Annotated in this window: 19 protein-coding genes; 6 read left to right on the forward strand and 13 right to left on the reverse strand. The window is 59.1% G+C overall.

The window, feature by feature from the left end:
- Window positions 1-2: 2 nt before the first annotated feature.
- Together ACCC96_RS18460 and ACCC96_RS18465 are read right to left on the reverse strand one after the other, a co-directional pair.
- Window positions 3-623, reverse strand: a complete 621-nt coding sequence (locus tag ACCC96_RS18460; RefSeq protein ID WP_413696545.1) for a LysE family translocator — start codon at window positions 621-623, stop codon at window positions 3-5.
- 188 nt (window positions 624-811) lie between these two features.
- Window positions 812-1,024, reverse strand: a complete 213-nt coding sequence (locus tag ACCC96_RS18465; protein ID WP_007937743.1) for a DUF1059 domain-containing protein — start codon at window positions 1,022-1,024, stop codon at window positions 812-814.
- Between the two features lie 268 nt (window positions 1,025-1,292).
- Between ACCC96_RS18465 and ACCC96_RS18470 the strand changes: the two genes are divergently transcribed.
- Window positions 1,293-1,880 carry a LysE family translocator gene (locus ACCC96_RS18470; RefSeq protein WP_413696546.1) on the forward strand — a complete coding sequence of 196 codons (588 nt, stop codon included), beginning with the start codon at window positions 1,293-1,295 and terminating at the stop codon, window positions 1,878-1,880.
- Between the two features lie 22 nt (window positions 1,881-1,902).
- Here the strand turns inward: ACCC96_RS18470 and ACCC96_RS18475 are convergent, their stop codons facing one another.
- The 3 genes from ACCC96_RS18475 to ACCC96_RS18485 form a co-directional block, all read right to left on the reverse strand.
- Window positions 1,903-5,586 (reverse strand): hypothetical protein, encoded by a 3,684-nt coding sequence (locus ACCC96_RS18475; RefSeq protein WP_413696547.1) that lies wholly within the window; start codon window positions 5,584-5,586, stop codon window positions 1,903-1,905.
- 171 nt (window positions 5,587-5,757) lie between these two features.
- Window positions 5,758-6,591 (reverse strand): AraC family transcriptional regulator, encoded by an 834-nt coding sequence (locus tag ACCC96_RS18480; RefSeq protein ID WP_413696548.1) that lies wholly within the window; start codon window positions 6,589-6,591, stop codon window positions 5,758-5,760.
- Window positions 6,592-6,625: 34 nt separating this feature from the next.
- Window positions 6,626-7,129, reverse strand: coding sequence for a VOC family protein (locus ACCC96_RS18485; RefSeq protein ID WP_413696549.1), 504 nt, complete (start codon window positions 7,127-7,129; stop codon window positions 6,626-6,628).
- Window positions 7,130-7,506: 377 nt separating this feature from the next.
- Here ACCC96_RS18485 and ACCC96_RS18490 point away from each other — a divergent pair, with 377 nt between their 5' ends.
- From ACCC96_RS18490 to ACCC96_RS18505, 4 genes are all read left to right on the forward strand, one after another.
- Window positions 7,507-7,962: a (2Fe-2S)-binding protein gene (locus tag ACCC96_RS18490; protein ID WP_413696550.1), complete on the forward strand. Its 456-nt coding sequence runs from the start codon at window positions 7,507-7,509 to the stop codon at window positions 7,960-7,962.
- 31 nt (window positions 7,963-7,993) lie between these two features.
- A complete protein-coding gene (locus ACCC96_RS18495) occupies window positions 7,994-10,162 on the forward strand; it encodes a molybdopterin cofactor-binding domain-containing protein (RefSeq protein WP_413696551.1) in 2,169 nt (722 codons plus the stop codon).
- A gap of 1 nt (window position 10,163) precedes the next feature.
- The gene (locus ACCC96_RS18500; protein WP_413696552.1) at window positions 10,164-10,742 is read left to right on the forward strand and encodes a hypothetical protein; all 579 of its coding nucleotides are present in this window, start codon (window positions 10,164-10,166) and stop codon (window positions 10,740-10,742) included.
- Window positions 10,743-10,816: 74 nt separating this feature from the next.
- Entirely contained in the window at window positions 10,817-11,425 is a 609-nt protein-coding gene (locus ACCC96_RS18505; protein ID WP_413696553.1) for a GGDEF domain-containing protein, read from the forward strand.
- Here ACCC96_RS18505 and ACCC96_RS18510 read toward each other — a convergent pair.
- Window positions 11,416-12,693 carry an amidase gene (locus ACCC96_RS18510; RefSeq protein WP_413696554.1) on the reverse strand — a complete coding sequence of 426 codons (1,278 nt, stop codon included), beginning with the start codon at window positions 12,691-12,693 and terminating at the stop codon, window positions 11,416-11,418. The two genes, ACCC96_RS18505 and ACCC96_RS18510, sit on opposite strands and share 10 nt — an antisense overlap.
- Window positions 12,690-13,115 carry a VOC family protein gene (locus ACCC96_RS18515; RefSeq protein ID WP_019579332.1) on the reverse strand — a complete coding sequence of 142 codons (426 nt, stop codon included), beginning with the start codon at window positions 13,113-13,115 and terminating at the stop codon, window positions 12,690-12,692. Before ACCC96_RS18515 ends, ACCC96_RS18510 begins: the two co-directional genes overlap by 4 nt.
- Window positions 13,116-13,229: 114 nt before the next feature.
- On the opposite strand from ACCC96_RS18515, the gene ACCC96_RS18520 reads away from it, so the two are divergent.
- Entirely contained in the window at window positions 13,230-14,084 is an 855-nt protein-coding gene (locus tag ACCC96_RS18520; protein WP_018929628.1) for a LysR family transcriptional regulator, read from the forward strand.
- Window positions 14,085-14,153: 69 nt separating this feature from the next.
- On the opposite strand, the gene fabI is transcribed toward ACCC96_RS18520, so the two are convergent.
- The 6 genes from fabI to ACCC96_RS18550 are packed head-to-tail and all read right to left on the reverse strand — an operon-like array spanning window position 14,154 to window position 22,328.
- Window positions 14,154-14,948 (reverse strand): enoyl-ACP reductase FabI, encoded by a 795-nt coding sequence (fabI, locus tag ACCC96_RS18525; protein WP_007937760.1) that lies wholly within the window; start codon window positions 14,946-14,948, stop codon window positions 14,154-14,156.
- Window positions 14,949-14,970: 22 nt separating this feature from the next.
- Window positions 14,971-16,581: an ABC transporter ATP-binding protein gene (locus ACCC96_RS18530; protein ID WP_018929627.1), complete on the reverse strand. Its 1,611-nt coding sequence runs from the start codon at window positions 16,579-16,581 to the stop codon at window positions 14,971-14,973.
- 1 nt (window position 16,582) lies between these two features.
- Complete coding sequence (locus tag ACCC96_RS18535; protein ID WP_007906755.1) at window positions 16,583-17,602, reverse strand: ABC transporter permease; 1,020 nt, start codon at window positions 17,600-17,602, stop codon at window positions 16,583-16,585.
- Window position 17,603: 1 nt separating this feature from the next.
- Window positions 17,604-18,677, reverse strand: coding sequence for a microcin C ABC transporter permease YejB (locus ACCC96_RS18540; protein ID WP_413696555.1), 1,074 nt, complete (start codon window positions 18,675-18,677; stop codon window positions 17,604-17,606).
- A gap of 4 nt (window positions 18,678-18,681) precedes the next feature.
- On the reverse strand, window positions 18,682-20,523 hold the full coding sequence (locus ACCC96_RS18545; protein WP_413696556.1) for an extracellular solute-binding protein: 1,842 nt from the start codon (window positions 20,521-20,523) through the stop codon (window positions 18,682-18,684).
- On the reverse strand, window positions 20,520-22,328 hold the full coding sequence (locus ACCC96_RS18550; RefSeq protein WP_408981126.1) for an extracellular solute-binding protein: 1,809 nt from the start codon (window positions 22,326-22,328) through the stop codon (window positions 20,520-20,522). Before ACCC96_RS18550 ends, ACCC96_RS18545 begins: the two co-directional genes overlap by 4 nt.
- Between the last annotated feature and the right edge of the window lie 270 nt (window positions 22,329-22,598).

Genomic DNA, 22,598 nt, shown 5'->3' on the forward strand with positions numbered 1-22,598 from the left:
GGTCAGGCCCGTTTCGCCATCAACAGCACCGAAGCCGCCGCCGACAACAATCCCGCGCAGCAACGGTTGAACATCCGCTTGCCCCGTGGTTCGGCGAACCAGCGGCGCATGTGCAGGCCCATGTAGGCGTAGGCGCTGATGGCAATCCATTCCAGCAGCAGGAACAATGCGCCGAGCACCGCGAATTGTGGCGCCACCGCCTGGGTCGGGTCGACGAACTGCGGCAGGAAGGCGGTGAACAGCAAAATGGCCTTGGGATTACCCGCTGCCACCAGAAACTCCTGCCGCGCCAGGGCCAGGATCCCCACCGGCGTGCCGGTGATGTGCTGCTCGGCCTCGGGATTGGCACGCCACAGTTGCCACGCCAGGTACAACAGGTAAGCGGCACCGATGATCTTGATCGCGTAGAACAGCCATTCCGAGGTTTTCAGCACCACCGACAATCCGGCGGCGGCCAGGCCGATCATCCCGGCAAACGCCAGCAAACGCCCGACGCCGGCCACACAGGCGCGACGATAGCCGTAACGGGTGGCATTGCTGACTGACAGCAGATTGTTCGGGCCGGGGGCCATGTTCAGGGCAAAGCAGGCCGGCAAAAACAGGAAGAGGGTGGCGAGGTCCATGAACGGGCTCCAGGAACGAGAGCGGTATTTTTATCACGGGTGGTTGGTGATTTGGCCCATACAGCGGTGGATGCAAATAGCCGTACAGAGAAAAACACGGGACAGACCACGATTGTTCGGCATTTGCCTTGAATCGTGGTCCGTCCCTTTTTACGGGGAAATCAAAAGATCGCAGCCTTCGGCAGCTCCTACGCCGGACGTGGTGCTTCTACGGGCGGGGTGCCGTCGTGGAACATTGTCTTCAGTTGCGCACGCAGTTCTGGTGAATCGGTGTGCTTGTGAACACTGACCGCATGCTGTGCCGCGGCCTCCAGCAGTTCGTTTTCAGAGTCTGCGGACAGGGCGACCGAGCATTTGGAAGCGCTTGGGAACTCGCGGCAGTCGATGTATTTACGCGCCATGATCTTCTCCTCCCTACGATGAAGGCAGGCCGTGGCCTGCGTGAACGATCACTCGACGCGCCACCCCCTGTATCAAACACGATTGCCTGTCGCATCGAGTGTGCCGACTCTTGAAGTATAGGCCCGCCATAAGGTGCTTCGTGACAGTCTTGCAACCTACAGGGAGCGACATGCATCGCGGAACAGGCAAGGGTTGTTTTCTTCAATACAGCATTCCCCTGGCTCTTTACCTTGAGCCCTGGTTCAACTGAATTGAAGAAGGTATGCAATGAGTCTGATTCTTTCGATGGCGGCGTTTGCCTTGGTCGCTTCCATTACACCGGGGCCGGTGAACATTGTGGCGTTGAGTTCGGGGGCGCAGTTCGGTTTTCGCGCCAGTCAGCGGCATGTGGCCGGGGCGACTCTGGGGTTTGTGTTGCTGTTGGTGCTGATGGGCCTGGGGTTGCATGAGGTGTTGCAGCGATGGCCGGCGCTGACGCAGATGGTGCAACTGGCGGGTGTAGCGTTTCTGCTGTTCATGGCCTGGAAGCTGGCGGCGGACGATGGTCGCATCGATGCAAAAGAGTCGCGCCGGGCACCGTCGATGCTGTATGGCGCGGTGATGCAATGGCTCAACCCCAAGGCTTGGCTGGCCTGTGTGGCGGGGATGGGCGCGTTTGTTGCCGACGGCGAAGCACGGTTGGTGTGGCAGTTTGCGGCGGTGTATCTGGTGATTTGCTATGTGTCTGTCGGCTGTTGGGCATATGCCGGGACATGCCTGCAGGGTTATCTGAATAATCCTGCAAGCATGCGTTTGTTCAACTGGGTGATGGCGGGATTGCTGGGGGGGAGTGCAGCGTATTTGCTGTTTTCCTAGCACCATCCCCCAGACAATCATTTCATTCGAGGCCGTGTAGCAAGCTGAACTCGTTTTTTGTCAGCGGTGTGAACCGGTTGTTTCGTAGCTGGCTGATGGCATACAGCGCACGACCGGTTCGGCCGTTACCGTTGCCCAGACCGTGGAAGCCCACGACGGTGGCGAGCAAATGTTTATCGAAATGCTCATGGCTGGTGTTGAGTAATTTCAGGTGCTCCTTCATCGCAGCGAACCCACTGATATTGCTAGGGTATGTCGTTTCAAAATGTAGTCCGATGCGCTCGATGCCTGCGGCATCTGGTGCAATCCGGACGTTCAGCTCTCTGATCAATGCCGGATCGGTCAGCGACTTTTTATTCCCGGCATACTCACGCAATACCGCAACGATGTTGTCGAGGTCGTTAGTTGGAGTGGTTGAACCGTTCACGATCCAGGCTCCCGCCCTTTGCGAATTATCTGTAAAGCCGCTTGGGTTGAAAGCCGATTCCGGCATGATTTGGCCAAAAGGCGCCTTGCCCAGATCTTGTTTCAACACATTTTGCTGGTAATTTTTTACATAGGTGACATTTTTCGTGTCGAGCTGGGCCAGGACTTTCAGCGCCTCGCCATAATTATCGGCTCCTGATCCTGGTCGGGCGGAGATGTAGTCGTGTGGTAAATTTTTGAGGTAGGTCTTGAACAGATCATCTACGGCCGCTCGGCCAATCAAAGCCTCCAAATCTTGTGCTGACTTGAGTTTTGTTGTCGATTCAACAACTGCATTGTTGAACAGATGTTCTAGTTCAATGTTGGTTACGTTACTCGGCAAACGACTGTCTTTGTTCCCCAAAAGGGTCACAATCTGTTCGACGGTTTCGATGCTGTCGTCCTTGAACAGCGCACGACCATGGGCAACCGTGTCCAGTGACATGCGGATCCGGGGAGCCGAGCCGGAATGGTTGATGGCCTTGATCAAGTCGTAGCCGTTTGCACCGGACATAAAACGCAATTGCTGTCTTGCCAGGTGAGAAGCGGAGCGGGCGTGGCCGCTCAACTTCATTACACCTCGAGCCAGCAGCTGGCTGCCACCGGTGAGTAACTTTGTAGGATTGTCGATGGGAGCGAAGAGGCTGATGACGGTACTGCCAACCACTTTGGAAGTGGAAAGCAGTTTCGAGACCAGGGTTGTGGCCTTCGCGCTGATAGCGGCCACTTTAATGCCGATGACGGCAACGGAAACAGCGAGGGCCGCGGCATCCATGACGCAGCCGAAAATGGCGTTTTTTTGTCGGGAAGGCACCCCCGAGGAAAGCTCCTCTACGCATTCCTTGAACGGAATGATCAGGTTCACAATGAAAGTGAAGATGGCTTCGGTCTTTTCAATCGCTTTTTCACGTTTGGTCTGGTCGAGGCCCAGTTGCATCAGTTCATCTTCAGTGAAATAGGGGTTTTCTTTTGCAATAAGGTTACTGATTGCTTCTTTTCGCGTTGAACGAAAGTAGGGGTTCGGCGTGGTGGTGTCTGCACTTGCTGATGGGTTGAATTCACCGATTTTGCGGATGAAAAAAGCGGATTTTGCATAGCTGCGGGAGGCCGTGTTCGCTTGATAAGCCTGTATATCCAGACGGCCTTCCAAATGTTGTTTGTGGTTCACAAATGTCGCGGCAGCGGACCCACTGGCCATGAAGAGAGGGCGAAACACTTCGCTAAGCTCCTCGCTGTATACGCATTCCGTCCTCATCGGAAATAGTTGATAACAACGAAGCTCTGAATCAAGTACCGCACAAATGATAACGCCATAACGACCGGTCTTTCCGGGGGTGGGCGTTGCCGGTCTTACAGCACCCGTCGGGTTGGGGATATTAGTAAATCGGGTGGTGGTATATTCCTGAACACAATAGAGACCCAGGTGGCCGTCCTCAATGAACGACCTGTCCGTCAGGCTTAGTTGCGAAAATGTAACTTTGATAATGGCCGACAACGCTTCGGTCATTGAGTTGTAATGATTGTGGATCGCTTGTTCAAATAGACCTGCAATGGGGTACAGGTCAGTCAGATCAGGGAATGCCTCGTAAATACTGCTCCCTTTGGTTCGGTCCCAATCCTGGGTGTGAAGCTCGTCGCCCAGGTAAAGATCGACAACCGATACCCGCCTTCCTGCACCACCGCCCGTTCCGCGATGTTTGACCAACAGTTCCTCAGGGTCACAATCCGGCACCTGGGATTTGAGTTCTTTAAGTGCGAGCGCCTTGCGATGGGGCAGCGGTTTGCCCAGATCAATCAAGGAGCTCGTCATCATGTCAGCATGTTGCTTGTACTCATCCTTCGCCACCGTAACGGCTTGCAGGTTGAGGTTGTCCTCTGAATCCCGGGCGATCAGATCGTTCATCAGCGCCCAGGTGATCACCGGGTCAGCCGAGTGCGTGGCAAACACTGTTTTGAGTTCAGGGGTCAACTGCGATGCGCGGGCGAACCCCAGCAGGTGTTGGTAGGTCATGCTCCGGGAAACACCGGGGACGATCGCTTCGGCAAAGTGTACGGCTTGCGTGAAGACGACCCAGGCCGGTGTGCCAATACGCAGGTTTGACGGCAGCTCATCGGCAAGATATTCCGGCGCCATGCCTCCCAGGACCAGTTCCGCGACGAGCGGGGCAATCATGGCGTCGAGCTTGAGTTGGCTGACCAGATGCTGTTCAAGTCGCGTGCGGACCGCTGAGGGGGGAAGCAGCAAATAGCGTTTCGAGTAGAGGTCAAAACCTGCAAATGAGGTATTGGCGCTGTCCAGTTCCGGATCAAGGTCAAGCAGCATCACCGCAATCATCAGCTGTTCGATGAACTGTGCGGTTGGCTTGGGGCCGTTTTCATCAGAGAACCAGCCTAATGCCGTCATGAACGCATGCCCATTATTCGCGCTCGACACTGCAATATCGATCAGCCGTGTCAGCCGGTAACCTTGGCTGGTGGGCAGTTTGTCGGCGGAAAAGCTTTCAAGTTTCAGCGAATGGCCATAGAGCGAAACCAAAGGAAGTTCGCCTCCGGTTTCTTCCTCGATCACATCGCGAATGAGGGCGCGATTTTTCTCCGTGAGTTCGAATGGTGAGTCTTTGGGGGAAATCAGTAACTGCCAGTAGTTCCCATAGGGCGACGGTACTGGAAGTGTGGTGGCATTCAGTAAATCAATTAACTCTTTCGCACTTTCCACGCTGGCCGGAAGTGGCAAGCCGTGAAAACGCAACCACTGGCTTATTGTGATTTTTTCGGTGGACGTCACCCATCCGCCGGTCAGCTTGGCACTGCTTGAAAGGAGGCGCAGCTGTTCATCGATGTCGGCAACGCCAGTGAAGTGACGGGCGATGTCGTTACGCTCAGAGAAGAAACCAACGGTGACCAGCTCGCCGTTGACTTCACGGGTACTGATGTTGTTATAGGAGTAAAAGAGTTGACCGTGTTCGTTGACATGAAAGATGTTTGTTTGGGGGATGCCTTGTTCAGCGCCGATTTTTTTGAAGTCGGGTTGCCGGATGAGCCTCGCCAGGCAGGTAGTAGCTGGACGATGTAGTTGGGAGAAGTCGGAATCCGGGTCGCAGATAACTGATACACGGTCCCATAACCACCCAACGGCTGCCATGACGTCTTCATCGCTGAGGAAGTTGGTAATGGCTTCAATGACTGATTGTTTCTCGCGTTGGTTGCTGGAATGAAATGCGTAGTTATTTTGCGTGTTCAAGTAAGAAGCTCCATCTTCTGATGTTGGGTTGTAGCGTGGGAAGGGAGCTTAGATAAGAGTTCGGCGCGTTGTCATTTTATTTATATGACTTCATATGACTTTTGCAGGCAAGGGTTGTGAGTTGGTTTTAACTAACCTGTTCTTGATAGGGAAACTTGTCGATGTATTAACTTATCCGCGATATTGCCCAGGCGTCGCCGCCAGATGCTGTTTGAACGCCCGCTGAAAATGCGCCTGATCAGCAAAACCCGCCTCTAACGCCACATCGGCAATTAATCGCCCATTGCGCAGTCGATCCCGGGCGAACTGGATGCGCCGGTTGACCAGAAATGCATGGGGCGTCATGCCGTAATGCTGTTTGAAGGCGCGAATAAGGTAGGACGGCGACAGTTGCGCCGCTTCGCAAATGTCTTCGAGCTTGAGCTGGTGCGTGCAGTTATCGCGGATGTAGTCGGCGGCCCGCTCCAGCTTGAAGTTAGGCTCGCGCAACGGTTGATCTATAGGGTTGAGCCGCTGTTGCACCTCGGTGAAAAACTCCACCGCCGCGCTGTGCTTGTGCAGCACATCCTGCTGCCGATCGACCAACACCTCGTACAAGTTCTTCAGGCCGGCGAACAGCTCGACATCGCGATTGTGGGTGATGGAAAACCGGCGAAACGCCGAGTCCTGGCTGAAGCCGAGCTGATGCTGCAAGTCAGTCAGCCACGGCGTCTCGACGTACAGCATCAGGTACGACCAGGGCTGATCATCGATCGGATTGCAGGCATGCACATCGCCGGGGTTCATCAGCACCACAGTGCCGGCGCTGACCTGAAACTCCGATTGCTCATGGATGTAGGTGCTGCGTCCGGCGGTGATTGCACCGATGGAAAAGTGTTCGTGGGAATGCCGGGCGTAGCAGACCTCACGGCCGTCGGCGATGGAGCGGGCTTCGATGAAGGGCAGGGCGTCGTCGCGCCAGAAACGCGGGGCTTTGTCTGCATCTTTGGCGACGATGTGCTTCATCTCGGTGTCCTTGGCGGGCCAGTACCTCAGTGTATTAGCTCTGGCCGGCAAAGGCTCGTTCCAGTTCGGCGATGTCGAGTTTTTTCATCTGCAACATCGCTTGCATGGCACGCTGGGATTTTGCCGTGTCGGGGTCTTGCATCATGTGCATCAGCGCCACCGGCACGATTTGCCACGACACGCCGAATTTATCCTTGAGCCAGCCACATTGCTGCGCCTGCACAGGCCCGCCGGCGGTCAGGTTGCCCCAGAAGTGGTCGACTTCCTCCTGGTTCTGGCAATTGACCTGGAACGACACCGATTCGTTGAAGGTGAACACTGGCCCACCATTGAGACCGGTGAAGGTCTGGCCATCAAGCTCGAAGCTGACCGTCATCACCGAACCTTCCGGGCGGCCGTGGATTTCCTGACCGGCCTTGCCGTAATGGGTGATGGCGGTGATTTTCGAGTGATCGAAGATCGAGCAATAAAACTTCGCCGCCGCTTCGGCCTGATCGTCAAACCACAGGCAGGGCGTGATTTTTGGAAAGCGTTGCATGGCGGTTGTCCTCGGCAGGTTGTACACACTGGATTATCAGATTAGCCAGTCCGCAGTAGACGGGTGGCGCCGTAGATCGACAAGTCCGTAGCAGCTGCCGAGCTGCGCGAGGCTGCGTTCGGCGGCGCAGCCGTCGCAAACCCTGCCTGCAAGGTTCACCTGACACACCGCGTTAGCTGATTTCACGACTGCTTCGCAGCCGAACGCAGCCTCGTGCAGCTCGGCAGCTGCTACGGGACGGGAGCGACCGGTGGTCGATGAACATGGCTTGTGGGTCAAATTGCGCTTAGCTGTAGGGATGACCCAAGGCGCCGCGTAGGTATTTCGCTGCCACAGCGGCGCCCCTTCAGAACACCGTGAGTCTGAGGAAATCAGCCATGCTGACCCTGAACATCAATGGCAAGGACCAGGAACTGGATGTCCCCGCGGACATGCCGTTGCTCTGGGTTCTGCGCGATGTCGCGCACCTGACGGGCACCAAATTCGGTTGCGGCATGGCCCAGTGTGGCGCTTGCACCGTCCACGTCGATGGCGCGCCGCTGCGCTCCTGCATCACGCCCGCTACGGCAGTGGCCCACGGGCAGAAAATTCTCACCATCGAAGGTCTGTCCAGCGACGGCTCGCACCCAGTGCAGCAGGCCTGGGCCGAACTCGACTTGGTTCAATGCGGTTATTGCCAGTCCGGGCAGATCATGTCGGCGGCCGCGTTGCTGGCGAAGATCCCCAAGCCTACCGACAGCGACATCGACCAGGCGTTGTCCGGCAACATTTGCCGCTGCGGCACCTACCCAAGAATCCGCGCGGCGGTCAAACGCGCCGCCGAGATCGGTTGAGGTTGAAGCCACGTTGAAGGGAGTCTGAGCCATGCACAGCATCAACTCTGTCTCGCGTCGCGGTTTTCTCAAGAGCAGTGCCGTGTTGGGTGGCGGTCTGGTGGTGGGGTTTGTCATCCCTGGCAGCCATCGCTTTGCCCTCGGCGCCGAGAATCAAGGAGAGGTGTTCGCGCCCAATGCCTTTTTACGCATCGGCAACGACAACAGCGTCACTGTGCTGCTCGGCCATTCGGAAATGGGCCAGGGCATCTGGACCGGCCTGACCATGTTGATCGCCGAAGAACTGGACGCCGATTGGTCGAAAATTCGCGTCGAACACGCGCCAGCCTCGGCCGCCGAGTATGGCCTGCCGGCGTTTGGCGGAATGCAGATCACCGGCGGTTCGACCTCGACCTGGATGGAGTTCGATCGCTATCGTCAGGCCGGCGCAGCGGCGCGCTTGATGCTGATCGAGGCGGCGGCCAAGCGATTCGACATGGCGCCTTCGCAGATTCGCACCGAATCGGGCGTGGTCATTGCCGGCGACAAACGCGCCACTTACGGTGAACTGGCGGATGACGCCGGCAAGTTGCCGGTGCCGGATCCAGCCTCGATCAAGTTCAAGGAGGCCAAGGACTGGAAGGTCATCGGCAAACCCACCAAGCGTCTCGACACCCCGGAGAAAATCACCGGGCAGGCGAAGTTCGGCATGGACGTGCAATTCGACGGGCTCATGACCGCGGTGGTCGCTCGGCCGCCAGTGTTCGGTGGCAGCGTCAAATCCTTCGAAGGCGCCGAAGCGCTGGCGGTGCCGGGCGTGCACAAAGTGGTGCAGGTGCCCACGGGAGTCGCGGTGATTGCCGATCATTATTGGGCGGCGAAGTTGGGGCGCGATGCGCTGAAGGTTGTATGGGAACCGGGGCCGAACGCCGGGCTCGACAGCCAGCAACTGCTGGAAAGCTTCCGTAAACTCGCCGCCACCCCCGGGACCTCGGTCAGCCAGGCCGGGGACGCGACGGTGATGTTGGGCAGAGCGGCGAAGACTATCGAGGCCGAATACAGCGTGCCGTACCTGGCCCACGCACCGATGGAACCGCTCAATTGCACGGTGAAAATCACCAAGGACAAATGCGAAATCTGGACCGGCACGCAGTTCCAGACCCTGGATCAGATGATCGCGGGGAAGATCACCGGGCTCAAACCCGAACAGGTCGAGATCCACACCCAATTCCTCGGTGGCGGCTTCGGGCGTCGGGCCAACCCGACCTCGGATTTTGTCAGCGAGGCGGTGTACGTCGCCAAAGCGGCGGGCGAACCGGTGAAAACCGTCTGGTCCCGAGAGGATGACATTCGCGGCGGTTACTATCGCTCGGCATTCCTGCATCAGGCACGCATCGGGCTGGACGCCGACGGTATGCCGATCGCCTGGAGGCATGTGCTGGTCGGGCAGTCGATCATGGCCGGCACGTCGTTCGAGGCGACCATGGTCAAGGACGGCGTCGACAAAACCTCCGTCGAAGGTGTGGCCGACAGTCCCTATTTTGAGGGGCTGGCCAATCACCTGATCGACCTGCATTCCCCGCAAACCGGCATCAGCGTGCTGTGGTTGCGGTCGGTGGGGCATACCCATACGGCATTCGTCATGGAGTCGTTGATCGATGAGCTGGCAGAGGCGGCCGGCAAGGATCCGGTGGAATACCGACGAACCTTGCTCAAGGCGCATCCACGGCATCTGGGGGTGCTGAATCTGGCGGTGGAGAAAGCCGACTGGAAAGCCCCATTGCCGGACGGCCACGCTTTGGGCGTAGCGGTGCATGAGTCTTTCGGCAGCTACGTCGCCCATGTGGCGGAGGTGTCGCAGGACAACCTGGCGATTCGCGTACACCGGGTGGTGTGTGCGGTGGATTGCGGCATTGCGGTCAACCCGCAGAGCATCGCCGCGCAGATGGAGTCAGGCATCACCTTCGGCCTCGGATTTACCTTGCACAGCAAACTGACGTTCAAGAACGGTCAGGTGCAGCAGTCCAATTTTCACGACTATCAGGTGCTGCGCCTGAACGAAATGCCCGTGGTCGAGGTGCACATCGTCCCCAGCACCGACAAACCCGGTGGCATCGGTGAGGCCGGTGTTCCGCCCGTGGCGCCGGCCGTGGCGAACGCGGTGTTTGCCCTGACTGGGCAGCGCCTGCGGGAACTGCCGCTGCAACTGTCGGGGGTGTGACATGAAACGACATCTGGTGCTGGGCGCGGTGGTACTGATCGGGCTGACTGGCTATGCCTCGGACCTGTTCGCTGACGATAAGGCTGCGTTGGGGGCGTTCGAAACGGTGCAGAAGGTGTTCCAGAGCCCCCGCTGTCAGAACTGCCATATCCCCGGCGATTCGCCTTTACAGTTCGATGCCGGCAATCCTCACGCGATGAGGGTGGTTCGCGGGATGGATGGCAAAGGGGCGGCCGGTCTGCCGTGCGCCAGTTGCCATGCCGAAAGCAATCCGCCCGCCAGTTATGGGCCTCACGCACCGCCCGGAGCGCCGCATTGGAGCCTGCCGCCGGCCGCGCACAAAATGGCCTGGATCGGCCTGCCGCCCGACAGGTTGTGCGCGATGATCAAGGACCGTTCCAGTAATGGTGATCGTGATTTTGCGGCACTGATCAAACATGTCAGCGAGGACAAACTGGTGCTCTGGGGCTGGCATCCAGGTGAGGGACGGACGCCGGTGCCGGTGCCCCACGACATTTTCGTCACCCAGTTCAAACTCTGGGCGGACGCTGGAGGGCCGTGTCCGGTGGCGGGTAGCTGACCAGCGGCGCGTTTATAAGGAGTCAAACCGGGTGTGAACGACTCTAACGTTTATATCCATCAAGGGAGTGAGTAATGCTAACCCCAGACAAACCGCTCAAACCCGGCGCGGGCACGCCGAACGTCCTCGACGGCGCCGTGCAGGACCGCGATGTACTGCGCGACCTGGCGCGCAAGGCCGAGCAAGAACTGATGGGCGTGCAGATGGCGAGCATGGATGAGTTGACGCTGCTGTCCAATCGTCATGGCTTCGAGGCTCTGTCCGAATTGGCGCTGGAGGCCTGTCGACAGCTGGGCCAACCTGCGACCCTGTTGTTTTTCGACCTTGATGACTTCAAGCACATCAACCGGTTGTATGGGCGTGCCGAGGGCGACAACGCCCTGAAAACCTTTGCCGACGTGTTGCGCATCGCTTTTCGTGAAAGCGATGTGATCGGTCGGCTGGGCAGCGATGAGTTTGCTGCCTTGTTGACCGGCGCCAACACGGTGGAGATTGCCGCAATCAGGGCGCGCCTCGAAGAAATACTCGATGAGCGTAATGCCACGGTGCATCGTGGCTATGACATTCGCTTCAGTGTCGGGCAGATCGAGTTTGATGCCCAGCTAACCCAAACGGCGCAAGACCTGCTGGCTCTGGTCGATAAGGCGTTGCGTGCCCGACAGTTCGAAGCTCGTCATTCTTGAATGGCGCCTTGCAAAACCGCTGCAACGTGCTCGGCCGTTCGTAACAGCTGACCATCCTCTCTGAACCTTCCGATCATCTGTAGCCCGACAGGCAACATGGCTTGGCCGGGCCTCAGCGGGATGTTCAGTTGCGGCAAGCCAAACGCCCCCCAAAACTTGATGAAGTCCGACGGCCCGGTGCTTTCCAGGCCGACCGGCGCGACCATCCCGCAAGAGGCGCCGAGCATGGCGTCGAAAGGGCGGCAAAGCTCGCTCAAGCGTGGGGCAAGATCAGCCAGGCGCGCCTTGGCAGCGGATTCCTGTTGCCAGGTTGTGGTCGCCGCCCGCTCGAACATGGCCAGGGTCGAAGGGCTCAATTGTGTTCGGTGTTGTTGAAACTCCTTCGCCAGCGAGCGGGCACCTTCGCAATCGTTAATCAACTGATGATCGTCGAATACACCGGCAAACTCATCCGGCAGCCGTACGTCGCTCACGTGATGGCCGGCGCTGCGCAACTGATCCACCGCCTGTTCCAGGGCAAGGACCACGTCGGGGTCCACTTGATTCCAGCGTGATGTGCGGCAGAACCCCAATTGCAGTGGACGCCCCTCGATGTCAGGCATCACAAACCCGGGAATCAACACGCGCGCTACCAGGTGCAGGTCGCGCACTGACTGGCCATACCAACCCACGGTGTCGAAGCTCGGCGCCAACGGTTTTACCCCTTCCAGCGACACCAGCCCCAGCGACGGTTTGAAAGCGAAGAGGCCGCAGTAGGATGCCGGCTTGAGCAACGAGCCAGCTGTCTGGGTGCCCAGCGCCAGGGCAAAGAACCCTGCTGCCATCCCGGCCGCCGAGCCCGCGCTGGAGCTGCCCGGTGTTCGCGTAAGGTCGTGGGGATTGCGGGTTGGACCGGTGTGCATGTACGCAAACTCGGTGGTATGGGTCTTGCCCATGATCAGCGCCCCGGCCTGGCGCAGCAGCGTCACGACGTGGGCGTCCCGGGAGGGTTGATGGTCGGTATAAATGGGTGAATAGAACTGTGTGGGGTAGGCAGCGGTGTCGAAAATGTCCTTGATGCCCACGGGGACGCCGGCCAGCAGGCCACGGCCGTTGTGCTGCGCCGCATCGGCGCGTACCTGCCGGGCGTCGAACGAGACAAAAGCCTGGATATCCGGCTCCCGCGCCTGAATGCGCTCAAGAAAGGTTTCGGCGATGATGGCAGCGGTGGTCTCGCCATTGACCACCGCTTCACTGAGGGTGGTGGCATCAAGGGATGGGCGGATCATTTGGCGAACAACTGATTGATATTTTTGAATGCCTTGAACTCCAAGGCATTGCCGCAGGGATCGAAGAGAAACATCGTGGCCTGTTCGCCCACCAATCCCTGAAACCGGATGCCCGGCTCGATCACGAAGTGTGTGCCCAGGGCTTTCAGGCGTTCGGCCAGCGCCTCCCATTCTTCCATCGGCAATACCACACCGAAATGCGGCACCGGTACGTCGTGGCCATCCACGGCGTTGGTATGGGCGGCCTCCTGAGAAGCGTTTTTCGGGGCCAGATGAATCACCAGTTGATGGCCGAAAAAGTTGAAATCGACCCAGTGATCGCTGGAGCGACCTTCTTCCAGGCCGAACACCTCGCCATAGAAACGCCGGGTAGCGTCCAGATCGTAAACCGGGATGGCCAAATGAAAAGGGGACAGTTGCATCGGATGTGCCTCGACGGGTTGAGCGTTGAGGCTGAGTTTAGTCCTGTGCTTTTTGATTAAAAGACGATAGTTTTTGCAGCGAGCTCAAATTATTTCGATCAATTGGGGAGCCGTATGCTGCGGGAACTGAAAACCTTCATTGCCGTGACGCGCCATGGCACGTTCGCAGCGGCAGGCATGCACATCGGCCTGACTCAGTCGGCGGTCAGCGCGCAGATCCGCAATCTGGAGCAGGCGTTGGGCATACGTCTGTTCGATCGCACCGGGCGTCAGGCGCTCCTCAATGCCGCAGGGCAACGAGCGTTGCCGATGGCTCAGGAAATGCTCGAGATCTTCAGTCGCATGGCCGTTAGTGATGACATCAGCGAGTTTCGTGGCGAATTGAAGATCGGCGCGGTGGCTACCGTCCAGACCGGTTTGTTGCCACGGGCGCTGTTGCGACTCCGGCAACAGGCGCCATTGCTGGAGGCGAAACTGGTGCCGGGGGTATCCCTGAACCTGCTGAGCCAGGTGGACACTGGCGAAGTGGACCTGGCGATTCTGATCAAGCCGCCGTTTGAATTACCCAAGGAATTATCGGTGCAAGTCATTCGCCGGGAGCCGTTTGTGCTGATCGTGCCGGCCGACCTCGAGGGGGATGACCCGCTGCAGTTACTCGCCAGCCATCCCCACGTACGCTACGACCGCAATTCATTCGGTGGGCGATTGGTGACGCGCTTTTTGCGCGAGCAGCAGATTGATGTGCAAGTAGCGCTGGAGCTCGACGAGCTGGAAGCGATCGTGAAGATGGTTGAATGTGGACTCGGCGTTTCACTGCTGCCCGAGGCGGGGCTGTGGCTTGAGCATGGGGCGAAGGTCCGGATCATCCCGCTGGGAGAGCTGACGTTCTACCGGGAGATCGTGCTGTTGCAGCGTTATAGCCAGCGTACACAGCCGATCCAGCAGTTGTTTGCCCAGTGTTTGTTGTGAAGATCTTTTGAATTTGAAGGCAAAAAAAACCCGCCTGAAGAGGCGGGTTTTTTAACGGCTAGCCGAAGATCACTCTTCGATGTTGCCCATGGCGGTGGTGTTGAAGCCGCCGTCTACGTACATGATTTCGCCGCTGATGCCGGACGCCAGGTCCGAGCACAGGAAGGCGCCGGCGTTGCCGACTTCTTCGATGGTGACGTTACGACGCAGCGGGGTTTGCGCTTCGTTGGCGGCCAGCATTTTGCGGAAGTTCTTGATGCCGGAAGCGGCGAGGGTGCGGATCGGGCCAGCCGATACGCAGTTGACGCGGGTGCCGTCCGGGCCCAGGGAGCCGGCCAGGTAACGTACGCCAGCTTCCAGGGAAGCCTTGGCCATGCCCATTACGTTGTAGTTCGGCATGGTGCGCTCGGCGCCCAGGTACGACAGGGTCAGCAGGCTGCCATTGCGGCCTTTCATCATTTCGCGACCAGCCTTGGCCAGGGCCACGAAGCTGTAGGCGCTGATGTCGTGAGCGATGCGGAAACCTTCACGGGTGGTGGCTTCGGTGAAGTCGCCGTCCAGTTGGTCGCCCGGTGCGAAGCCGACGGAGTGCACGATGCAGTCCAGGCCGTCCCACTTCTTGCTCAACTCTTCGAAGACCTTGGCGATCTCTGCGTCGCTGGCCACGTCGCACGGGAAGCACAGCTCAGGGCTCGAACCCCAGCCTTGTGCGAACTCTTCGACACGACCCTTGAGTTTGTCGTTCTGATAAGTGAAGGCAAGCTCAGCGCCCTCGCGATGCATGGCGGCAGCGATGCCGGATGCGATGGACAGCTTGCTGGCGACACCGACGATCAGTACGCGCTTACCGGCGAGAAAACCCATGTGTTGCTCCTCTCTTTCAGGTTTATTGCGCAGTGGCTGGTGCCAGAAAAGCGGCTTCCAGCAACTGCTGTGTATACGGATGTTGGGGGGCGGCAAAAATACTTTGCGCGTCTCCCTGTTCGACCACTTGGCCATGCTTGACCACCATCAGTTGGTGGCTCAGCGCTTTGACGACAGCCAGGTCATGGCTGATAAACAAATACGTCAGGTTGTACTTGGTTTGCAGTGAACGTAGCAGCTCCACCACTTGGCGTTGCACGGTGCGGTCGAGGGCCGAAGTCGGCTCGTCCAGCAGAATCAACGCCGGTTTTAGCACTAAAGCCCGGGCAATGGCGATTCTCTGCCGCTGCCCACCGGAAAATTCATGGGGGTAGCGGTGCCGGGTTTCCGGATCCAGGCCTACCTCCTTGAGTGCCGCAATAATCGCTTGTTCCTGCTCGGCCTCGGTGCCCATCTTGTGGATCCGCAGGCCTTCACCGACGATCTGGCTCACGCACATCCGTGGGCTCAGGCTGCCGAAAGGGTCCTGGAACACCACCTGCATTTCCCGCCGCAGCGGCCGAACCTGTTGCTGCGTCAGGCAGTCTAGCTGCTTGCCTTCAAAACGGATTGCCCCTTTGCTGCCGATCAGCCGCAAAATCGCCAAACCTAGCGTCGACTTGCCGGAACCGCTTTCTCCCACAATCCCCAGAGTCTGTCCCTGGGGCAGGCTGAAATTGATGCCGTCCACCGCCTTGATGTGGTCGACGGTCTTTTTCAGAAAGCCTTTCTTGATCGGGAACCAGACTTTCAGGTCCTCGACCTGCAGCAATGGCGGGCCAATTACATTGGTCGCAGGCTTGCCGCTGGGCTCCGCTGCCAGCAGTTCCCGGGTGTACGGATGCTGCGGCGCGCGGAACAATTCTTCGCACGATGCCTGTTCGACGATGCAACCGCGCTGCATGACACATACGCGATGCGCAATTCTTCGTACAAGGTTCAAATCGTGACTGATCAGTAACAACGCCATGCCCAGGCGGGCCTGCAATTCCTTGAGCAATTCGAGGATTTTCAGCTGAACAGTCACATCCAGCGCGGTGGTCGGTTCGTCGGCGATCAGCAGTTCCGGCTCGTTGGCCAGGGCCATGGCGATCATCACCCGCTGGCGCTGGCCACCGGACAATTCGTGGGGCAGGGCCTTGAGACGTTTCTCGGGTTCCGGGATGCCGACCATCTCCAGCAGCTCCAGCGTGCGCCTGGTCGCGACTTTGCCGGTCAGGCCCTTGTGGATGCCCAATACCTCGTTGATCTGCTTCTCGATCGAGTGCAGCGGGTTGAGCGAGGTCATCGGCTCTTGAAAGATCATCGCGATCCGGTTGCCGCGGATGTGGCGGATGGTTTTCTCTTTCAGCTCCAACAGGTTCCGGTCTGAATAGGTGATGGTGCCGGACGGATGCCGGGCCAGCGGGTAGGGCAACAGCCGCAGGATCGAGTGGGCGGTCACCGATTTGCCGGAGCCGCTTTCACCCACCAGCGCCAGGGTTTCGCCGCGCTTGATGTCGAAGCTGACGCCTTCGACCACCCGCTGAACGTGCTCGCCAACGACAAATTCGACGGCCAGGTCGCGCACTTCGATCAGATTGTCCTGATTCATTTCACTTCCTCGGGTCGAAGGCATCGCGAGCGGACTCGCCTATAAACACCAGCAGACTCAACATCAACGCCAGCACCGCAAACGCACTCATACCGAGCCACGGTGCTTGCAGGTTGGATTTGCCCTGCGCCACCAACTCACCCAGCGACGGGGCGCCCGGCGGCAAACCGAAGCCAAGGAAGTCGAGGGCGGTCAGCGTACCGATGGCGCCGGTCAGGATGAACGGCATGAAGGTCATGGTCGAGACCATGGCGTTGGGCAAAATGTGGCGGAACATGATCGCACCATTCTGCATGCCCAGCGCCCGGGCCGCGCGCACGTATTCCAGATTCCGCCCGCGCAGGAACTCGGCGCGTACCACATCCACCAGGCTCATCCACGAAAACAGCAACATGATCCCCAGCAGCCACCAGAAGTTCGGCTGCACGAAACTGGCGAGGATGATCAGCAGGTACAGCACCGGCAGCCCGGACCAGATCTCCAGGAAACGCTGCCCGGCCAGGTCGACCCAGCCGCCATAAAAGCCCTGCAAGGCGCCGGCGATCACGCCGATGATCGAGCTGAGAATGGTCAGCGTCAAAGCGAACAGCACCGAAATCCGGAAACCGTAAATCACCCGGGCCAGCACGTCGCGGCCCTGATCGTCGGTGCCCAGCAGGTTGTCGGCGGACGGCGGCGCGGGGGCCGGGACTTTCAGGTCGTAGTTGATGCTCTGGTAGCTGTAGGGGATTGGCGCCCACACCACCCAGGCGTCCTTGGCCTTGAGCAGTTCGCGGATGTACGGGCTCTTGTAGTTGGCTTCCAGCGGGAATTCGCCGCCGAACGCGGTTTCCGGATAGCGCTTGAGCGCCGGGAAGTACCAGGCGTTGTCGTAATGCACCACCAGCGGTTTGTCGTTGGCGATCAGCTCGGCGCCGAGGCTTGCGCCGAACAGAATCAGAAACAGCCACAACGACCACCAGCCTCGCTTGTTGGCCTTGAACAGCTCGAAACGTCGGCGATTGAGAGGGGACAGGTTCATCTCAATGCTCCCGGCTTTCGAAGTCGATGCGCGGATCGACAAGGGTGTACGTGAGGTCGCCGATCAGCTTGAGCACCAGCCCCAGCAGCGTGAAGATGAACAGCGTGCCGAAGACGATCGGGTAGTCGCGGTTGATCGCTGCTTCGAAACTCATCAGGCCGAGGCCGTCAAGGGAGAAGATCACTTCCACCAGCAATGAGCCGGTGAAGAAGATCCCGATGAGCGCTGAAGGGAAGCCGGCGATCACCAACAGCATCGCGTTGCGAAACACATGGCCGTAGAGCACGCGGTGACGGGTCAGGCCCTTGGCCTTGGCGGTGACCACGTATTGCTTGTTGATTTCGTCGAGGAAGCTGTTTTTGGTCAGCAGCGTCATGGTCGCGAAGTGGCCGATCACCAGTGCAGTGACCGGCAGAGACAGGTGCCAGAAATAATCGAGGATCTTGCCGCCGGTGCTGAGCTCATCAAAGTTGTTCGAGGTCAGGCCCCGTAGCGGGAACCAGTCGAAATAGCTGCCGCCGGCAAACACCACAATCAGCAGGATGGCGAACAGGAACGCCGGGATCGCGTAGCCGACAACGATCGCTGAACTGGTCCACACATCGAAGTGGCTGCCGTGTCGCGTCGCCTTGGCGATCCCCAGCGGGATCGACACCAGGTACATGATCAGCGTGCTCCATAGCCCGAGAGAGATCGACACCGGCATCTTTTCCTTGATCAGGTCGATGACCTTGGCGTCGCGGAAGAAGCTGTCGCCGAAATCCAGGGTGGCGTAGTTCTTGATCATGATCCACAAGCGTTCCGGCGCCGATTTGTCGAAGCCGTACATGTGCTCGATTTCCTTGACCAGCGCCGGGTCCAGGCCTTGCGCCCCACGATAGGCCGAGCCGGCCACCGACACTTCGGCACCGCCGCCGGCAATGCGGCTGGTGGCGCCTTCGAAGCCTTCGAGCTTGGCGATCATCTGTTCCACCGGCCCACCGGGGGCGGCCTGGATGATCACAAAGTTGATCAGCAGAATGCCAAACAGGGTCGGGATGATCAGCAGCAGTCGCCGAAAAATATACGCCAGCATCTGATTACTCCGTGCCCGCAGGGTCGGCTTGCAGTTTGGTTTCGACTTCTATCGCAGGTGTCGCGTCGGGCTTGACCCACCAGGTGTTGATGCCGATGTCATATTTGGGCGAAACCTTCGGGTGGCCGATGTGGTTCCAGTACGCCACGCGCCAGGTCTTGATGTGCCAGTTGGGGATCACGTAATAGCCCCATTGCAGCACCCGGTCCAGCGCCCGGGCGTGGGCCACCAGGCTTTTGCGTGAATCGGCGTTGATCAGTTGCTCGACCAGTTGGTCCACCACCGGGTCTTTCAGGCCCATGGAGTTGCGGCTGCCGGGTTTGTCGGCGGCGGCGGTCATCCAGAACTCACGCTGTTCGTTACCCGGCGAGTTGGATTGCGGGAAGCTGCCGACAATCATGTCGAAGTCCCGGGAGCGTACGCGGTTGATGTATTGCGAGACGTCGACCCGACGGATCACCAGGTCGATGCCCAAGTCGCTGAGGTTGCGCTTGAACGGCAGCAGTACCCGCTCGAACTCAGTCTGGGCCAGCAGGAACTCGATAGTCACCGGTTTGCCGGTGGCGTCGACCATCTTGTCGTCGACGATCCGCCAGCCGGCCTCTTGCAGCAGTTGATAGGCTTTGCGCTGCTGGGTACGGATCATTCCGCTGGCGTCGGTCAGCGGGTTCTGGAACGCCTCGCTGAACACCTGCTCGGGAATCTTGCCGCGGAACGGGTCGAGAATCGCCAGTTGATCGGCGTCCGGCAGGCCAGTGGCGGCCATCTCCGAGTTTTCGAAGTAACTGCGGGTGCGCACGTAGGCACCGTTGAACAGTTGCTTGTTGGTCCACTCGAAGTCCAGCAACAGAGTCAGCGCCTGGCGCACGCGCACATCCTGGAACACCGGACGACGCAGGTTGAACACGAAGCCTTGCATGCCGGTGGGGTTGCCGTTGGGGATCTCTTCCTTGATCAGCCGCCCTTCGGTCACCGCCGGAATGTTGTAGGCCTTGGCCCAGTTTTTCGCGGACATTTCCAGCCAGTAGTCGAATTGACCGGCCTTGAGCGCTTCCTGCGCAACGGTGTTGTCGCGGTAATAGTCAGTGGTCATCACATCGAAGTTGTAGAACCCGCGATTGACCGGCAGGTCCTTGCCCCAATAGTCCTTGACCCGTTCATAGCGCACCGAACGCCCGGCCTTCACTTCGCTGACTTTGTACGGGCCGCTGCCGAGCGGCAGTTCCAGGTTGCCCTTGTTGAAGTCGCGGGTGGCCCACCAATGCTTGGGCAATACCGGCAATTGGCCGAGGATCAGCGGCAGTTCGCGGTTGTTGGTGTGCTTGAACTTGAACAGCACGGTGAGCGGGTTTTCGGCGATCGCTTCTTCCACGTCGCTGTAATAGCCGCGATAAAGCGGGGCGCCGTCCTTGATCAGGGTCTGGAAGCTGAACACCACGTCCTCGGCGCGCACCGGGTGGCCGTCGTGAAAACGAGCTTCGGGACGCAGGTAGAAGCGCACCCAGCTGTTGTCCGGGGCTTTCTCGATTTTGCCGGCGATCAGGCCGTATTCAGTGAAGGGTTCATCCAGACCCTGTTTGGCCAGGGTGTCGTAGATCATGCTGATGTCGTCGGCCGGCACGCCTTTGCTGATGAACGGATTGAGGCTGTCGAAGCCACCGAACCCGGCCTGACGGAAGATCCCGCCCTTGGGCGCGTCGGGGTTTACGTAATCGAAGTGCTTGAAGTCGGCCGGGTATTTCGGCGGCTCGTTGTACAGGGTCAAGGCATGTTGCGGGGCGGCGCAGGCCAGCCCGGCGAACAACAGACCGCTGGCCTGCAAGAGCAGGGCGCGTAAGGGAGTCATTGATCTTTCTCCGAAGATTTCAGCCACCACGCGCTCAGGCCCAGGGTATAGGGCGGCGTGGTGACGAAGGCGAACCGGTTGCGGTAGGCCAAACGGTGATAATTGAGGTACCAGTTGGGAATGATGTAGTGCTGCCATAGCAGCACCCGGTCGAGCGCCTTGCCGGCGGCGACTTGTTCATCCCGGGTCTGGGCGCCGAGCAGCTGTTCGAGCAAATGGTCGACCACCGGGTCGGCGATGCCTGCGTAGTTCTTGCTGCCCTTGATCCCGACCTGGCTGGAGTGGAAGTACTGCCATTGCTCCAGGCCCGGGCTGAGGGTCTGGTTGAGGGTCATCAGGATCATGTCGAAATCGAATTGATCGAGGCGCTGTTTGTACTGGGCGCGATCGACCGTGCGCAGCCGTGCGTCGATACCGATGCTGGCGAGGTTCTCGACGTAAGGCTGAAGGATCCGCTCCAGGTTCGGGTTGACCAGCAGGATCTCGAAGCGTAGCGGTTGGCCGATGCTGTTCTGCAGCCGCTGGCCATTGAGCTTCCAGCCGGCTTCGGCGAGCAGGCCCAAGGCCTTGCGCATGGTTTCGCGCGGAATGCCGCGGCCTTCGGTTTGCGGCAGGCTGAACGGCTCGGTGAGCAGCTTGGCGGGCAACTGATCGCGATAGGGCTTGAGCAACAGCCACTCGTGGCCGACCGGCAGTCCCGTGGCAGAGAACTCGCTGTTGGGGTAGTAACTCATGGCGCGTGTGTAGGCGCCGCTGAACAGCGTGCGGTTGGTCCACTCGAAATCGAACATCAGCCCCAGCGCTTCACGGACCTTGATCTGGGCGAAGGTCGACCGCCGAGTGTTCATGAACAGGCCCTGGCTCTGGGTCGGGATCTGGTGCGGGATCTGCGCTTTGATCACCTCGCCACGGCGCACGGCCGGGAAGTCGTAGCCGTTGTCCCAGTTTTTTGCCTGATGCTCGATGTAGATGTCGAACTCGCCGGCCTTGAACGCTTCGAAGGCCACGTCGCTGTCACGGTAGAACTCGACTTCCATGCGATCGACGTTGTATTTGCCGCGATTGACCGGCAGGTCCTTGCCCCAGTAATCCTTGACCCGTTCGAAGACGATCTGCCGCCCGGGGGTTACCGAAGTGATGCGATACGGCCCGCTGCCCAATGGCGGCTCGAAGGTGGTGGCCTTGAAATCGCGATCTTTCCAGTAATGCTGGGGCAGCACCGGCAACTCGCCCAGGCGCAGGATCAGCAACGGATTGCCGGAGCGCTTGAAGACGAAGCGAATGCGCTGCGGGTTGAGGATGTCGACCCGCGACACTTCCTGCAGGTTGGTGCGGTATTGCGGATGACCTTCCTTGAGCAGCAGGCGATAGGAGAACGCGACATCATAGGCGGTGATCGGCGTGCCATCGTGGAAGCGCGCTTCGGGGCGCAGGTTGAACACCACCCAGCTGCGGTCCTCGCTGTATTCCACCGATTGGGCGATCAGGCCATAACTGGACGTCGGCTCATCGCCCGACGGCGCGTACTGGCCGGTGCCGACCATCAGCGGTTCGTTGAGTTCGTTGATGCCGTATTGCAGGAAGTTGGGCGTGGAAACCGGGCTCGAACCTTTGAAGGTGTAAGGGTTGAGCGTATCGAAGGTGCCAAACGCCATCACCCGCAACGTACCGCCCTTGGGCGCTTGCGGGTTGACCCAGTCGAAGTGGGTAAATCTGGCCGGGTACTTGAGCGTGCCGAACTGCGCATAACCGTGGCTTTCGCTGATCGTCGCGCTTGCGGAGGAGCTCAAGGCCAGGCTGATCAGGAGAAGGAGGAGGGGACGCTTCAAGTCAGAGATCCGATCCAGGCGGCTTGGGCTTTGTGGGCCGTACAGTAACAGCTTGTATCGACAGGAAAAAGACGGGGGCTTAATGCGTTGTTAACCGCTGCCTCGATAGCCCTGCGGATCGCAGAACCTGTGGCGAGGGAGCTTGCTCCCGCTCGGCTGCGAAGCAGTCGTAAACCCTAGTACGCGGCGTGTCAGAAGTTACCGGATTTCAGGTTTTGGGGCTGCTTCGCAACCCAGCGGGAGCAA

The sequence above is a fragment of the Pseudomonas sp. Pseusp11 genome (assembly GCF_047304405.1).
Classification (GTDB): domain Bacteria; phylum Pseudomonadota; class Gammaproteobacteria; order Pseudomonadales; family Pseudomonadaceae; genus Aquipseudomonas.

Bases quoted from the DNA above. Each gene is read 5' to 3' on its own strand.
- ACCC96_RS18460 (WP_413696545.1), bottom strand. From the start codon at position 623: ATGGACCTCGCCACCCTCTTCCTGTTTTTGCCGGCCTGCTTTGCCCTG.
- ACCC96_RS18465 (WP_007937743.1), bottom strand. From the start codon at position 1,024: ATGGCGCGTAAATACATCGACTGCCGCGAGTTCCCAAGCGCTTCCAAA.
- ACCC96_RS18470 (WP_413696546.1), top strand. From the start codon at position 1,293: ATGAGTCTGATTCTTTCGATGGCGGCGTTTGCCTTGGTCGCTTCCATT.
- ACCC96_RS18480 (WP_413696548.1), bottom strand. From the start codon at position 6,591: ATGAAGCACATCGTCGCCAAAGATGCAGACAAAGCCCCGCGTTTCTGG.
- ACCC96_RS18485 (WP_413696549.1), bottom strand. From the start codon at position 7,129: ATGCAACGCTTTCCAAAAATCACGCCCTGCCTGTGGTTTGACGATCAG.
- ACCC96_RS18490 (WP_413696550.1), top strand. From the start codon at position 7,507: ATGCTGACCCTGAACATCAATGGCAAGGACCAGGAACTGGATGTCCCC.
- ACCC96_RS18495 (WP_413696551.1), top strand. From the start codon at position 7,994: ATGCACAGCATCAACTCTGTCTCGCGTCGCGGTTTTCTCAAGAGCAGT.
- ACCC96_RS18500 (WP_413696552.1), top strand. From the start codon at position 10,164: ATGAAACGACATCTGGTGCTGGGCGCGGTGGTACTGATCGGGCTGACT.
- ACCC96_RS18505 (WP_413696553.1), top strand. From the start codon at position 10,817: ATGCTAACCCCAGACAAACCGCTCAAACCCGGCGCGGGCACGCCGAAC.
- ACCC96_RS18510 (WP_413696554.1), bottom strand. From the start codon at position 12,693: ATGATCCGCCCATCCCTTGATGCCACCACCCTCAGTGAAGCGGTGGTC.
- ACCC96_RS18515 (WP_019579332.1), bottom strand. From the start codon at position 13,115: ATGCAACTGTCCCCTTTTCATTTGGCCATCCCGGTTTACGATCTGGAC.
- ACCC96_RS18520 (WP_018929628.1), top strand. From the start codon at position 13,230: ATGCTGCGGGAACTGAAAACCTTCATTGCCGTGACGCGCCATGGCACG.
- fabI (WP_007937760.1), bottom strand. From the start codon at position 14,948: ATGGGTTTTCTCGCCGGTAAGCGCGTACTGATCGTCGGTGTCGCCAGC.
- ACCC96_RS18530 (WP_018929627.1), bottom strand. From the start codon at position 16,581: ATGAATCAGGACAATCTGATCGAAGTGCGCGACCTGGCCGTCGAATTT.
- ACCC96_RS18535 (WP_007906755.1), bottom strand. From the start codon at position 17,602: ATGAACCTGTCCCCTCTCAATCGCCGACGTTTCGAGCTGTTCAAGGCC.
- ACCC96_RS18540 (WP_413696555.1), bottom strand. From the start codon at position 18,677: ATGCTGGCGTATATTTTTCGGCGACTGCTGCTGATCATCCCGACCCTG.
- ACCC96_RS18545 (WP_413696556.1), bottom strand. From the start codon at position 20,523: ATGACTCCCTTACGCGCCCTGCTCTTGCAGGCCAGCGGTCTGTTGTTC.